Annotated in this window: 13 protein-coding genes and 1 other RNA gene; 4 read left to right on the top strand and 10 right to left on the bottom strand. The window is 31.7% G+C overall.

The features are described 5' to 3' along the window. Positions 1 to 3: 3 nt before the first annotated feature. The 8 genes from BM296_RS11380 to BM296_RS11345 form a co-directional block, all read right to left on the bottom strand. Complete coding sequence (locus BM296_RS11380; protein WP_091903159.1) at positions 4 to 642, bottom strand: hypothetical protein; 639 nt, start codon at positions 640 to 642, stop codon at positions 4 to 6. A 145-nt stretch (positions 643 to 787) separates the two neighbouring features. Then, positions 788 to 1,456: a response regulator gene (locus BM296_RS11375; RefSeq protein WP_027067226.1), complete on the bottom strand. Its 669-nt coding sequence runs from the start codon at positions 1,454 to 1,456 to the stop codon at positions 788 to 790. 39 nt (positions 1,457 to 1,495) lie between these two features. Beyond that, entirely contained in the window at positions 1,496 to 3,547 is a 2,052-nt protein-coding gene (locus BM296_RS11370; RefSeq protein WP_091903158.1) for a tetratricopeptide repeat-containing sensor histidine kinase, read from the bottom strand. Positions 3,548 to 3,665: 118 nt separating this feature from the next. After that, on the bottom strand, positions 3,666 to 3,845 hold the full coding sequence (locus BM296_RS11365; protein ID WP_027067224.1) for a hypothetical protein: 180 nt from the start codon (positions 3,843 to 3,845) through the stop codon (positions 3,666 to 3,668). Positions 3,846 to 3,985: 140 nt separating this feature from the next. Further along, positions 3,986 to 4,717: a LytR/AlgR family response regulator transcription factor gene (locus BM296_RS11360; protein WP_091903157.1), complete on the bottom strand. Its 732-nt coding sequence runs from the start codon at positions 4,715 to 4,717 to the stop codon at positions 3,986 to 3,988. A 144-nt stretch (positions 4,718 to 4,861) separates the two neighbouring features. Further along, entirely contained in the window at positions 4,862 to 6,391 is a 1,530-nt protein-coding gene (locus tag BM296_RS11355; RefSeq protein ID WP_091903156.1) for a hypothetical protein, read from the bottom strand. A gap of 26 nt (positions 6,392 to 6,417) precedes the next feature. After that, on the bottom strand, positions 6,418 to 6,804 hold the full coding sequence (locus BM296_RS11350) for an acyl-CoA thioesterase (RefSeq protein ID WP_091903155.1): 387 nt from the start codon (positions 6,802 to 6,804) through the stop codon (positions 6,418 to 6,420). Positions 6,805 to 6,808: 4 nt separating this feature from the next. Further along, the gene (locus tag BM296_RS11345) at positions 6,809 to 7,864 is read right to left on the bottom strand and encodes a glutaminyl-peptide cyclotransferase (protein WP_091903154.1); all 1,056 of its coding nucleotides are present in this window, start codon (positions 7,862 to 7,864) and stop codon (positions 6,809 to 6,811) included. A gap of 134 nt (positions 7,865 to 7,998) precedes the next feature. Between BM296_RS11345 and ffs the strand changes: the two genes are divergently transcribed. Both ffs and BM296_RS11335 read left to right on the top strand, forming a co-directional pair. Then, positions 7,999 to 8,097: signal recognition particle sRNA small type (gene ffs / locus BM296_RS11340), an RNA gene on the top strand. Positions 8,098 to 8,187: 90 nt separating this feature from the next. Next, entirely contained in the window at positions 8,188 to 8,997 is an 810-nt protein-coding gene (locus BM296_RS11335) for an SDR family oxidoreductase (RefSeq protein ID WP_091903153.1), read from the top strand. A 35-nt stretch (positions 8,998 to 9,032) separates the two neighbouring features. Here BM296_RS11335 and BM296_RS11330 read toward each other — a convergent pair whose 3' ends face one another. Beyond that, positions 9,033 to 10,415, bottom strand: a complete 1,383-nt coding sequence (locus BM296_RS11330; RefSeq protein ID WP_027067218.1) for a transaldolase — start codon at positions 10,413 to 10,415, stop codon at positions 9,033 to 9,035. Between the two features lie 177 nt (positions 10,416 to 10,592). Here BM296_RS11330 and BM296_RS11325 point away from each other — a divergent pair, with 177 nt between their 5' ends. Together BM296_RS11325 and BM296_RS11320 are read left to right on the top strand one after the other, a co-directional pair. Beyond that, on the top strand, positions 10,593 to 12,215 hold the full coding sequence (locus tag BM296_RS11325) for an ABC-F family ATP-binding cassette domain-containing protein (RefSeq protein WP_027067217.1): 1,623 nt from the start codon (positions 10,593 to 10,595) through the stop codon (positions 12,213 to 12,215). 32 nt (positions 12,216 to 12,247) lie between these two features. Further along, positions 12,248 to 13,372: a hypothetical protein gene (locus tag BM296_RS11320; protein ID WP_143099067.1), complete on the top strand. Its 1,125-nt coding sequence runs from the start codon at positions 12,248 to 12,250 to the stop codon at positions 13,370 to 13,372. A gap of 34 nt (positions 13,373 to 13,406) precedes the next feature. On the opposite strand, the gene BM296_RS11315 is transcribed toward BM296_RS11320, so the two are convergent. Next, entirely contained in the window at positions 13,407 to 14,105 is a 699-nt protein-coding gene (locus tag BM296_RS11315) for a hypothetical protein (RefSeq protein WP_091903151.1), read from the bottom strand. Positions 14,106 to 14,164 lie beyond the last annotated feature (59 nt).

Here is a 14,164-nt window from a genome sequence, read left to right as displayed (position 1 = left end):
TTTTTATTCTGATAGAAACTCTAAATCACCACTTACATAGGTATTCTTGTTCACATCATAAATAGATGCTTCGTCGTCTTTATCTAAATATATTCCCCAAAATTCAGAATATGATTTTGGGACCATATTTAGTTGATTTTCGTTAGCATCTATATTTTCTATTATATCTTCAAAAATAGGAACGAAAATTTCATATGGTTTTTGAGTAAGACCTCTTGTTAAAAAGACATAGTTAAATGCAATTTGCTTTAAAATGTCATTTAATTGGCTTGGTATACTCTTGTCATAAATTCTTTTAATAACAATACTTGTATCATTTAAGAAAAAGGTAAGTTCTTCAATATCTATATGATATTGATTCTGTAAATCAAGAATATCTAAGGCATGTTGTAAAGGAGATTCTTCTTTGCCATTGCTTCCCCAACGTCCGGTATTAAAGTGCGCTAGTAGCTCCAGCAAATCTAAATTACAAGTTACTTCTACTACCAAACTAATGGAGTTAAAGGTAATATGCTTATTGTTAAGCTTTACACTTGAGAAATAATGAAAACCAAGAGAGGTTAGAAATTCGTCTAAACCATTAATTTCTTTGGTGTATTCTAGCTTTGAATTGTTTATGAAGTTTTCGTAATTAAATGGCATACAAGAAAAATTATAGCATTCTTTCTTATAAAGATACTTTTCTCACGTTGCAATATCATATAGGAAAACCTTAGAATTTATGAGGATATTATGTTAAAATGAAGATAAAAATCATAACTAATTGAAAATCAATTATTTAATAATTTTACAAGAATCCACGAGTTTTAGCTTCATTTATTAATGCAAGATCGTTTCCATTCTTAACATCAAATAAAGCTTTTAGTTGTCTTTTTCTAGCTTCAACAGTGGTATTTGCAGAGCCAATTAATGGTGCTATATCTCTTGTGTGTATACCTTGGGAAAGGTGATATAGTATTTTTTGGTCTTGTTCGTCTATTACAATGTCTGTAGACATTCTTCGGCGTATTGCAGAAAGTGCACTTGCGGTATAATATGGAGATTCATTAACTATAGTTTCAACCATTGTTTTTAACGACATTTCATCAATTTCAGATTTAACCATATACCCATCTGGATTTACGGTTTTAAAAATGTTATTGATTCTGTAGTTGTCGCTATAAGAAGACATAAAAACTACCTTTGAATTGGGTACTTCAGCTCTTGCAACCATGCCTAAATCAATACCAGTTCTGATATCTTTAGATTCTGGTGAAAATAATTGAATATCTAACAGAATTAAATCATAAGGTACTGCTCGCTTAGATAATTCAATTTTACTTTTACCTTTTTCAAAACTAGTGGCAATTTCAACTTTTACATTAAAGCCAGTAAAATCAGAGTCTTCAAGGATATATTTATACCCCAAAGCTGTCATTTCGTGATCATCTACCGCTAAAATTCGTACAGTGTTCATAAGTTACGATTCTATTGTAATTTACTAAACGTTTTAATACTAGGTATTATTATTTATTATTTTTTTAGTTTCAATTTGTATCGGAATGTTCAGGGAGATTGTAGTGCCTTGTCCTTCAGTTGTATCAATATGAAATGAACCATTTAATTTATCCATCCTAGAAGTAATATTTCTAATGCCAATACCTTTTTTACCTTTATTAAGATTGAAACCGATGCCATTGTCGCTCATTATAACATTGAATTTCTCATCATCTCGGTGAAAAGTAACTTCAAAATACGAGCAGTTTGCATGCTTAATTGCATTTTGAAATGTTTCTTGTATTATTCTGTATACATTAATTTTTACATCGCCAGCTAGGCTGTCCCAGTTTTCGTCTTCGTTAAAATGAAAGAAGGTTTTAATGTCGATATTTTTGTTGTTTGAAAGTAGTGTTTCAATAGAGTCTGTAAAGTTGTTGATTTTTTGATAGGCACTGTGGCTTAACTCATGTGATATAGATCGTATTTCATTTTCAATTTCTTGTAAGGAGCCTAGTGCTTTAGATTTTTCTTGTATAGCCTCATCGGTAGCGCGTTTATTAAGTCCTGTCAATATCATACGGGCACCTAGCATTTTACCTAAGACACCATCATGAAGTTCTTCTGAAATACGTTTTTGTTCTAGCCTTTTAACTTCGTCTACTTTTTGTTTTTGCATTAACATGAGATTAAAGATCTCTTGGTTATTTGCCTGTTGTTGTTGGTCAAAACGTAATTTTTGATTTTTAGCACGTTGGTTAATGATAATGTAGATTGACAGACCAAGTAAAAAGAAACCAGTTGCAATACCGATCCACATTTTCTTTTGTTTAGAAAGCACTTCTTTTTCACTTTCCAATTCTATATTTTCTGCTATAAATTCATCTGTTTCAAATCGTATACGTGCAAATTTATTCTGTTGTTTACGTTCTTCTTTTTGAAGGCTGTCACTAAGTATGGTGAATTTTTGAAAATATTCAGTAGCATTAGCGTTATCTATGCCTGCGAGAAAAGACCAAGTTTTAAGTAGTCGTTCATTATTATTACTTTCAATTGAAAATTTTAACGCCTTTTTAGCATTGTCGAATGCTGTTAAAGTATCTTTTGCATAAAGGTTGTATTCAGCTAAACCATAGTAGCTTGATGCTAAGCTTCCTAATGCTTTCTCTTGGTGCTTTATATCAATAGCTTTGATCAATAAGTTATGTATACCAAGTGTATCTTCGTTGTATAGCTTGGTAGTAGCTAGGTTACTTAAAGCTTTTGCGTATAAATTCGGATTTTTTACAAGGATATTACTGGCATTTATAACACTTTCAAAATTTTCAATTGCTTTCTTGTATTGTTTAGTGTTTCGATAAACAATACCTATGTTATTAATAATAGGCAATTCATTTATTTTGCTATTTTCTGTTTTTTTTAAATAATAAAGCGCCTCATTATAATAAATTAATGATTTTTCATATTCCTCTAAATCACCTAGCAGTATACCAAGAAGATTATAACAATTGTATAAGTTGTAATTATCATTTAAAGGCTTAAATAGTTCAATTGCTCTTGTGGTATTTGCTTCACTGCCCGTATAATCCTTTATCTGCATTTGTATGGATGCCATATTTAAATACATTATTCCTGATAATGCATTTTCATTAATGTCTTCAAATGTCTTCTGAGCTTCCGAGTAATAATAGAAAGCACTATCCTTAAAGACTTTGCCTTGAAAAAAATAGCCCATATCCCAATAGGCTATACCTAACGCAGTGGAGTCCTTGATTTTTTCATTTGTTGTAATTGCTCTTTTATTTACTTTACGAAATAAAGAACTATCAGTTACAAATATTTGATTATATGAAAGGGTAGAAAAATAACTGGCTTTTAAGGAATCGTTACTTGAATTTTCAGCAAAAGCATATGCTTTTAATTGTAGTTTTAACTTTTCTTCATTTGTTGTGGTAGGTTTTTGACTTTTTGCAATCCAGATAGAAATACTATCATTTTCTAACTTAGTTGTTGTGGTTGTTTCTGAAGAAGGTTTTGTTTTTGCACAACTGGTACAAAATATAACTAGCACGAATATTGAAAAATAATATTTAATCAAAAAAAAATATTTGGAGATAGAAAACCAAGGTATAAAAAAAAAGCCTTTAACATTAATGTTAAAAGCTTTTTTGTAATATGTTTTTATATTCTTATGCGATTTTACCTATAGGTCTATCTCCTCTTGTATCATTGGTATGGCAATCATCACAAGCAAGTGCTTTAGAAATATCGTTTAAGAAATCAAATTCACTATTTAAATTTTGAACAGCCGCTGTTGCTATTCCTAATGTCATTACTGCTACTGCTAAGATACTTGTTACTTTTTTCATAATGTTCCTGTTTTTTAGGGGTTCTTTGGTTTATTCTATAGCCAAGGTAATACCATAAAGCGGAGCGTAATTGCAGTTTTCTGAGTCATAAGTGAATGACGCTGTTCTGTGAGTATATGACCCAATTGTGAGAGAATTCTTTAATTCAAGGTGGAAAGGGTGTTTTTTGAGAGAATAGTTTTTAGGTTATTCATATTCTCACGGTATGATTTTGAGAAGGGAATGTTCTCATTCACCGTTTTTAAGGCGCAGATAGATTTGCCAAAGTTAATGCGAGAAACATAGCTAGTATTTACAATATAACTTTGATGTATACGCATAAAGTTATCTGGCAATGTTTTCTCAAAAGTTTTTAACGTTTTAAAAGCATTAATAATTGCACCATCTTTCATAAAAAATTCAGTGGTATTATTATCTGCTTTTAAATAAAGAATATCATTGGTATTCAAGTATTGAAAATCGTTGTAGGATTTAAGGCATAAAGTTGCAGGAGCCTTTTCTTTTGGCATTCTTTTTTGAAGTTTCAACAAAGATTTACGAATATCAAATTCATTAAAGGGTTGTAGCCAATAATCAAAAAAACCATTTTTTATGGCGTCATATGCGTAATTTTTGGTTGAAGCAATACCAATTAAAATAGGTAATTGACTCATATATTGGTGAATTTCGGTCACCATTAAAAAAACTGATGAATAGTCGTTATTTAAGTTTATAAAAACAATATCAGGAGAATATTTTAAAATATCGTTTAAACCATCTGTAGGGTTGGTGGTAGTATTTATACATTCAAAATCACCATATTCGTCTAAAAATGCATGCAACTGCAAATTTGAGACAGCATCAGAGTCTATTATGGTATATGTGTAGTTCAAAAAATATAATGTATACTACGAAATTAAACATAGGAAGGAAAAAGGAGACCTAGAATATCCTTATAAAAACCAAGGACATATTGATATAATGCCTATTTACGGGGCTTGTGAGAGAAAAATCTGTCATTATATTTAAAGAAATATCTAAAATTCCTTCTCTTTTGCTTGAAATGCTCCTAAATCTGGACTCATTATTCGTGTTATTCCTATTATGTCTAAAGGTGTAAAATTTGCTGTATTTACATCCCCTTTATTAATTACTTCAGAATCTAGTCCAATTCTAAAATCATTTTCAAAAGGAAAATAGTAATCTAAATTTCCATTTGTTTGAATGTTGGAGTAGTGGGCGGGATTATCAAATTGATAGAAAGAACTATCATTGGTTGAAGATTGGTTTTCATTGAATTTGATAAAACAATTTTGAAAATTATAGTTCAAGCTGTTTTCGTTATTAGATTGAAGGAAGATCTCATTCTGGCTACTGCCGTCAATAATGCAATTTTTAAAATCCGCCTTTATCAAATCTAACCCAAAGCCATTATTGCTGCTTGTATTGCTTATTACTACAGAAGGATTAAACCTGAAGCCTTTATTCCAGTAATTAGCAATTGTAGCGTGTATAAAAGAATAACTGCCTCCATTTTCTATAATTAGCGAAGAACTACCCGATCCACCTAAAACAATGTTGTTAGCTTCTATTTCAGCACTCTTTGACCATAGATTATACCTAGCGCTATTATATATACGGCTGTTTGAAATGTTTAAAGATGCTTCAGCTTCATTTTCTTTTCCTTCAACGAACAATCCAACTGTTGCATTTTTTATGGTAAGATGATTTATAGTGTTGTTTGTACTTCCTGCACTAATCCAAATAGCTCCCCATTGCCCTGGTATACTAGCAAATTCTGGTTCTAATCTATCACCTTCAAAAACTACCTCTCGCTCTAATAATTCATCACTATCACTTAGTTCGCCGTTTATGGTTAGTGTGGCTTTATTTTTTACTAAAATTCCAGAATTTTGATGGAAATGAACTCGGGCACCTGCGTCTATAATTAGTTCTTTATCTTCAGGGATGATGGCGTATCCATAGATAACATAAGATTTATCTTTAGTAAAATTTAATTTTTCATCTGGAATATTAAACCCTTCTATCTGAATAGGATTGCCAGATTCATCATTATATAAATCAATATGTTCAGTATTACTATTGGCAAAAAGGAATATGGCATTTTTTACCAATGTTACTAATTCAACAGATTGTAAATTAGGTTCATTATCAAACTGAATTGCATCGGTATATAAAAGCTTATTTATGGAGTTGTCCGTTATGTCTATTGTCGTTTCAATAAGAATGAAAAGACTATCTTTTGCATAAATCGGAATTTCGGTAAAACTATTACCTGCAACTCCGTCAACATTCAGTCGGTAAAAGCTTTCAGTGCCATTTCTAAGAGCAATGTTGGGTATAATGACATCATCCTTAGTGTCATTATAAACTTTAAGAGTATAGGTGCTACTGCCTATATTCGAGAAAACGGTATCTAGGTAAACGGTATCTTTAGAAAAAGACAAATGACCATTACTGGCGGTGTATTCAAAATCTTTTCTACAAGATGAGCTCCATAGAATAGTAAACAAAATAGATAGAGTAATTAATATTCTAATACGCACAGTTGCATTCTTTTTGCATTACTAAGTTAGAGGAAAATTTCTTTTATCTCTTCAGGGATTCTTACAGGTCTATAAGATTTACTATTTAATAAGCACCACTCTGTACTTGAACGAACTAATAATTTATTGGTTTTACCATGTTTCATCTCTACAATTCTAACACATTTAGCACCAGAACTAGATTCTATGTGTGTTGATATAACAATTGGGTCATCTAATACTGCTGCCCGCTTATATTCTATATGATGAGTTAATACTACCCAAATAACGTCTTGCTGCATTTTTGCAGTTGCTACTGTTTGCCAATGTTCTTTAGAAATGTCTTGTATCCACTGTACATAGCGCACATTGTTTACATGGTTTAAATCGTCTAAATCGTCATGCGAAACAACAATCTCTTTTTGAAATGCCATATTTCTATTTTTTCTCTATTTGCACTTCAAACATTTTGTCCCAGAACTTACCGGTAACAAAAAATGTCTTGCGTTCTGGGTGGTAAGCTATACCGTTAAGCACGTAATTTGTTTTATCCCAATTCTCGGTTTTGGTGATAATATCACTTAAGCCGCTAAAATTAATTACCCCTTCAATTGCTCCAGTTTTGCTGTCAATAATCATCACGCTAGGTTTTTGGTAAACATTAGCATAAATCTTACCATCTACGTATTCTAATTCATTAGCAGAATTAAAAATTGAAGAATTGGTAACTGTTTCTATGTAACCTTCTTCTGTCATTGTATCTGGATTCACAAACCATATTTTTTCAGTTCCATCACTTTTATAAATTTTAGAGCCATCATTAGTCAAGCCCCAGCCTTCACGACTTTTTCCATATTGAAAGTTGTCTATTTTTTTAAAAGTATCTAAATCATAAATAAAACCTAATCCACTTTGCCAAGTAAGCTGGTATATTTTATTATTTAAAATGGTAATGCCTTCTCCAAAGTAAGTTTCATCTAAATCTATTTGTTCAAAAACCTCACCGGTTTTAAAATCTAACTTTCTTAGAAAGGACTGTCCTTTTTTTCCAGTAGACTCATATAATGTATCGTTGTAGAATTCTAAACCTTGCGTGTAAGCCTTTGTATCGTGCGGGTATTCATTAATAATAGTATAGGTATATATTTCAGGAGCTTTTTCTGAAAGTACTTTTAGGTTTTTATTAATAGCTACGGTTTCACCATCAAATGTAATTTTAGCTGTTAAAATCTTGTTGCCTAGAGTTGGTAAATTGATATGTATTTTGTCATTTTTAACCGGAATAACTTTGCCGTCAATGCTATACTGAACGCTTTCTATATCTTTTTCTTTTTTATTTTTAATACTAACACCAATTTCTTGGTTCTGGTTAACCAGGTTTGCATTTTTTTCTAGAGCAATTTCGAATAGAGAAGATGCTTTTTGGTTACCGCTACCGCATGCTGTGAATAAACTGGTAATAAGAGTGATACAGATAATTTTTACAATTCTCATTAAGAAAATGGGTGTTTAAGTTTGCTTAGTAATCGTGTGCAAGAAGGGTCTCTTGCTATTAATAGGCAATTTAATTCATAAAATTTAGAATGTAAAAGGATTGTGAAAGTTTTAAAAGATTGTATATTTGCACCTGGCAAGTCCTACACGACCAGCTCCTGTAGAATCCCCCAGGGTGGGAACACAGCAAGGGTATATGGTCGTAGCGGTGCGATGTAGGTAGCTTGCCTTTTTTTTGTGCCTTATTGTGAAATAAATCAACTTAAGGTAACATATTCAAAACCAATTCTATATAACGTTTAGCATCGCTTATTTTCTATAAAATGAAAACAAAAGTAGTTCTAATTACAGGTGGGTCTTCAGGTATCGGTAAAGCAATTGGTATACATTTAAGTACATTAGGGTATAAAGTTTACGGTACTACTCGTGACAAGAATAAATATCCATCATTTTCAGAGTTTCCTCTTTTAGAGTTGGATGTTAGAAATGAAGCCACTATTAAAAGTTGTATAGCTTCTTTGCTAGAGAAAGAAGAAAGAATAGATGTGCTTGTGAACAACGCTGGTGTTGGTATTACCGGACCAATTGAAGAAACACCTCATGAAGAAGTTTTAAAAGCATTTGCCACCAATTTTAATGGACCTTTAAATGTAATGAATCAAGTTCTACCGGTAATGCGTAAGCAGAAAGGTGGGTTGATTATAAATATTACTTCCATAGCGGGCTATATGGGTTTGCCTTACAGAGGAATTTATTCTGCTTCTAAAGGTGCTCTTGAAATAGTAACGGAAAGTTATAGAATGGAAACTAAGTCTTTTGGTATAAAGCTTACAACTTTAGCACCAGGTGATTTTGCTACAAATATTGCCTCAGGTAGATATCATACGCCGGTTTTTGAAAATTCTCCATATAGAGAAGCTTATAGAAATACTTTAGAAGCTATAGATGCAGACGTTGATAGTGGTAGTGACCCAGCTGAAGTCGGCAAAAAAATAGCAAAAATTATAGAGACCAAGAACCCTAAACCACACTATAAGGTTGGTACTTTTATTCAGAAGTTTTCTTTGACACTTAAAAACTTGTTACCAGGTCGTTGGTTCGAAAAACTATTAGAGAGCCATAGTAGCCATTAAGTTTTATGCCCAGCAGATAAATTTAGTAATTGCTATTAATTATAATAGATATTTGAGAAGCCATCTACAATTACCGCATTTTCAGTAATAATAGCCTTGTTCATAGGGTAGAGAACTAATTTCTCGGTAAGCTCTTTAAAATCGTTACTGTGATATTGTAGAGATTCGTCTACACCAAGATTTTTTAGGATAATCTTCCATTGATCAAAATCGGTTTTAATATTAATACCAATTAATTCAAGATCAGGTTTCTTCTCTTTAAGTACGGCAACTCTTTTAAATATCTCTTGGTATTGCTTTTTGTTGGTGCCAGACCAGAAATAAAACATTACTTTCTTATTCGCTGCAATTTCGGTTAATGTTTTGTTTTCACTATTAAATGAAATAACATCTAAATCTGGAATAACCTTTTGGGGTTGAAGGTTTGCAATACCTTGGTAAAGGTTTTCAATCTCATCAATATGAATATTATTCTTAGATACGTTTTTAAATTCCTTTAAAAAGATTTCTGTGTTTTCCGGAGCATCCTTCTTTTTTAATAGATAATCAAAAGCAACATTTCTAAAGAGGTTGTCTCTTAATTCCTTTTCTATTACCAAGCTATCTATTAAATGAAGTTTGTGTTTCTTGTAATGCAGCTGCTTGCTTTCTACTTTATTGCTTTTGTCACAATCCTTTAAACAATTCATGTAAGATAAGTTGCCAAAGTGTGCCTTCATGAAATCGTAGTAAGGTCTTAAGTATGTAAGTGTGTGATCTCCGTAATTTATTTGATTTCTGTAGGAATAGAAATTTTCAGGCAGATCATGAAAATTTTCTTCAGCAGTCTTTCTTTTATGGTGAAAAGGATAAATTTCTTTATATCTATTATACGTATAATCAATACTTCCGTTCAACAATTTAATTGCCTCCTCGGAAATTAAATTGTCAGTGCTTAATTCTTGTAACCTAGAGATTTTGTCTTGTTTTAGAGATTCAATTTTTTCTAAAAAATCTTTTGGTTCTAATTCGTAGTACTCAGAGTACATGGCAGAATCTTCATCTTCAGTAGCTAAGAAAAGTTCTAAGAGAAAATTATTTGTCTCTTCGTTACTCCCGGAGAAAACCAAAGATTCATCAAAATAAATGGTGTTAAGGCGTACCATTAAGCTATCACCTTTTTCTAAATATACATATTGGTGTTCTGGTGCTAAATTAAAATGGTACAATCCATTTTCTATAGCGGATAATTTAAACTTAAATCTATTTTTATCATCTAGCTTGGCAGAATCTATTTTTAGTCCACCTTTCATTAAAATGACTTGATCACTCGTAGGGTTCACAATTTCACCAGCGAATAAAACAGTATCTGAATCTTTTTTTGTAGAAGAACAACCTACTAATAAGGCTACGCATGTAGAGAGTAAAAATCTTATCATATAGTTATGGGACTGGTGTTAGCCAAAAATAATAAACCTAATCACCAGATGTTGTTAATAGCTAGTTAAATGTTGTCGACCGCTAACTTAAGAATCTTTTGTCGAATTTGATGATAAACTAAGTAGTGTAAGCCTATAAATTCAGTATTTTTGCACGGATTTTTAAAATTTATTTCTATGTTATCTGTTTCTAATCTTTCTGTTCAATTTGGAAAAAGAGTTTTGTTCGATGAAGTAAACGTTGCTTTTACCCAAGGTAATTGTTATGGTATTATAGGTGCCAATGGTGCTGGTAAATCAACTTTCCTGAAAATACTTGCTGGACAAATGGATCCAACTTCTGGCCATGTACATTTAGAGCCAGGTAAAAGGATGTCTATCTTAGAGCAAAATCATAACTCTGCAGATGATTTTACAGTGTTAGAAGCTGTAGTAATGGGTAATAAGCCTTTGTATAAAATTAAGAAAGAAATAGATGCCCTTTATGCAGATTACGATGATAAGAATGCAGATAGAATAGGGGAGTTACAGGTAAAGTTCGAAGAAATGAATGGTTGGAATGCAGATAGTAACGCTGCTGCCTTGCTGTCTAATTTAGGTATTAATGCCGATTTGCATTTTACTTTAATGTCAGAACTTGATAGCAAATTAAAGGTACGTGTACTTTTAGCACAAGCATTGTTCGGTAATCCAGATGTTTTAATTATGGATGAACCTACCAACGATTTGGATTATGAAACAATTAGTTGGTTAGAAAACTTTTTAGCAGATTATGAAAATACGGTAATAGTTGTTAGTCATGACCGTCACTTTTTAGATACGGTATGTACAGATATTGGTGATATTGATTTTGGTAAATTGAACCTTTATTCTGGTAACTATACATTCTGGTACGAAAGTAGCCAGTTAGCTGCTCGTCAACGTGCACAGCAGAATAAGAAATCAGAAGAAAAAGCAAAAGAATTACAAGAATTTATTGCACGTTTTAGTGCAAACGTTGCAAAAAGTAAACAAGCAACTTCTCGTAAAAAGATGCTTTCAAAACTAAAGGTTGATGATATTAAACCATCTAGCCGTAGATATCCTGCAATAATATTTGATAGGGAGCGTGAAGCTGGAGATCAAATATTAAATGTTGAAGGTCTTTCTGCATCTACTGATGAAGGAGAGTTATTATTTGATAATGTGAATATTAACCTAGCTAAAGGAGACAAAATAGCTATTATTTCTAGAGATTCAAGGGCAACTTCGGCTTTCTATGAAATAATCAATGGTAATAAAAAAGCAGACAAAGGTACTTTTCAATGGGGTGTAACCACTACACAATCATATTTACCTGCTGATAATGCAGATTTCTTTACCGATAATATAAATCTAGTAGATTGGTTAAGACAGTATGCAAAAACCGAAGAAGAACGCGAAGAAGTATACATACGTGGTTTCTTAGGTAAAATGCTATTTAGTGGAGAAGAGGCACTTAAGAAATGTACAGTTTTATCTGGTGGAGAAAAAGTACGTTGCATGTTAAGTAGAATGATGTTAATGCGTGCTAACGTGTTAATGCTAGATGAGCCAACTAACCACTTAGATCTAGAAAGTATTACTGCATTTAACAATTCTTTGAAAAATTTTAAAGGAACAGTTTTGTTAACTACCCATGATCATGAATTTGCGCAGACAGTAGCAAATAGAATCATTGAACTGACTCCTAAAGGCAACATTGACAGGTATTCTACGTTTGATGAATATATGTCCGATAAGGCATTAAAAGATCAGCGTAATAAGATGTACGCTGAATAAGCATAGAATAGATTAACCCAAATCGATGTTTTATGAAAACCTACAATATTGTGGCCTGTCTTATGCTGGCCTTCAGTTTCGTTGCGTGTGAGAAATCTACCGATACTAGCACAGAAGAAATTAAAACTAGTGTAGTCTCAGATTATACTGTTTTTATGCAAAACAACAACCAGCTTAATGCGGTAGTGGTTAATTCTACAGGAGAAGAAATAATCGTGGAAAATACTTTGGCATCATTTAATGATGTTCCTTCAAATTCTTTAAAATATCGCACGACTTTAGATATCAGTTATTTTTATACTTCTAATTGCCAATCTAATTTTCAATGGTATGATGCAAGTAGTGAGACAACAAAATCAATTCCACTTTTTGAAGATTTAGATTCTTGTGAATTAAATGTAATAGCAACTGCACATTCTAGTGAATCGGCATTTATAGCTTATGAAAGAGAGTTGCTAGGTAAAGACAAACAATTTGTAGTAAGAGTTAATCCCCTTGATCAAACAACAGCTAGTTACTCTGAAATTACACTAGACAAAAAGCCAATAGATATAATTGCATCTGGTGATAGACTTTTCGTTTTGACTTTAGATGAATATGTTACGGATAACTATTATTTATCGGTAATTGATTTAGATACCGACATTATAATTATGGAATTGGATTTAGGGGTTGATGCCTTAAGATTATTCACCAATAATTCTGGTAAAGTTATTGTCAGTTATCCGAAATTACACACTACTATAGACCCGCTGACTTTAGATAAAGAGTATACAACATACGGAGAAAATACAGAGCCAGGATTCATTACTACAAATGATTATTACATGGATGCCGCAGGTAAATTATATTTTCACAAAAATATGCCATCAGCTGCAGTTACTGAAGTTCCAGCTATTTACGATTTTGAAAAAAATAGTACCGTAGTTTATTTATTTGAAAATTTCTTAACTGAAACTGAATTGGATATCAAGTATAACATTGCTGAAACAACAGCAATAGCCTATGATAATAAAAACAATTATGTACTTATAGGCTATAAGAAAAATGGTTCTGCTGATGAAGGTGGTATACTAAGAATTACCCCGTCTCCCGATTTTAAGTTAATAGACAATTTAGATTTAGAAGGAGTTCCGCATACAATATTCGTTAAATAGGGTAGGGTATCTAACTATTAAAGTATTTGCTATTCTAAATAGCTGGGTTAAAGTTCTTACCCATGGCAAAGCCGTAGAATATTACTACAGAGGCAATACACTTGAACATAAAAAAGTTTAGAATCCAAAATTGAGCATTTGAATTCGTTTTTGAGAATAGTCCTTCAGGGATACCTAGTGTGGTTAAAAAGCTCATCAACAATATTAAAATGATAAGATTTATAATGCTTTTAAACGGCCACATCATAATTTTACGTAATGGGTGAAGGTCGTTTCCCCAATGATGTATTAAATAGTGATAACCGTTACCTATAGGGGCGAACAAAAGTGGATCATCTTTATCTTCTAGTTTAAAAAGTTTAGAAGGAGTAATAATTTTAAATCCCTTAACTTCTATATTATGCTCTTTTTCTAGCGCTTTAATTTTTGATAATGCTTCAGTAGGAAGAGTGCCTTTAAAATATTTTGTATCTAAAAAACGTAATCTATAATCTATACAGATTTGTTTGATATCCTCTATATGGTAAATTTTTGACCTATCTAATAAATTGATATTGAATTTATTATTTAATATTCCTTTACTACTTGTTACATTTTCTTCAATTCTGTCAAGTTCATTATCCAATTTAGACAAGATTTCATAAACTTCATCGAGTCTATGTTGTTCAGATAAAACACTTTTCTTTCTAACTTCTGTAAGTTTCGCTTCAATGTTAGTTTTGGGTAATAACATGTTCTTCTTTTTAGCAATACTCTCAAAGTTAATGAATTAGTGATTTGGAGAAATTCTTG

This window comes from Maribacter stanieri (genome assembly GCF_900112245.1).
GTDB classification, from domain to species: Bacteria; Bacteroidota; Bacteroidia; order Flavobacteriales; family Flavobacteriaceae; genus Maribacter; species Maribacter stanieri.
Note: the sequence above shows the minus strand (reverse complement) of the source record. Positions and strands in the feature narration are given on the sequence as shown.

Excerpts from the sequence above, each read along its gene's own strand:
- BM296_RS11325 (WP_027067217.1), top strand. The coding sequence starts at position 10,593 with ATGTTATCTGTTTCTAATCTTTCTGTTCAATTTGGAAAAAGAGTTTTG.
- BM296_RS11375 (WP_027067226.1), bottom strand. The coding sequence starts at position 1,456 with ATGAACACTGTACGAATTTTAGCGGTAGATGATCACGAAATGACAGCT.
- BM296_RS11330 (WP_027067218.1), bottom strand. The coding sequence starts at position 10,415 with ATGATAAGATTTTTACTCTCTACATGCGTAGCCTTATTAGTAGGTTGT.
- BM296_RS11345 (WP_091903154.1), bottom strand. The coding sequence starts at position 7,864 with ATGAGAATTGTAAAAATTATCTGTATCACTCTTATTACCAGTTTATTC.
- BM296_RS11320 (WP_143099067.1), top strand. The coding sequence starts at position 12,248 with ATGAAAACCTACAATATTGTGGCCTGTCTTATGCTGGCCTTCAGTTTC.
- BM296_RS11350 (WP_091903155.1), bottom strand. The coding sequence starts at position 6,804 with ATGGCATTTCAAAAAGAGATTGTTGTTTCGCATGACGATTTAGACGAT.
- BM296_RS11315 (WP_091903151.1), bottom strand. The coding sequence starts at position 14,105 with ATGTTATTACCCAAAACTAACATTGAAGCGAAACTTACAGAAGTTAGA.
- BM296_RS11365 (WP_027067224.1), bottom strand. The coding sequence starts at position 3,845 with ATGAAAAAAGTAACAAGTATCTTAGCAGTAGCAGTAATGACATTAGGA.
- BM296_RS11335 (WP_091903153.1), top strand. The coding sequence starts at position 8,188 with ATGAAAACAAAAGTAGTTCTAATTACAGGTGGGTCTTCAGGTATCGGT.
- BM296_RS11380 (WP_091903159.1), bottom strand. The coding sequence starts at position 642 with ATGCCATTTAATTACGAAAACTTCATAAACAATTCAAAGCTAGAATAC.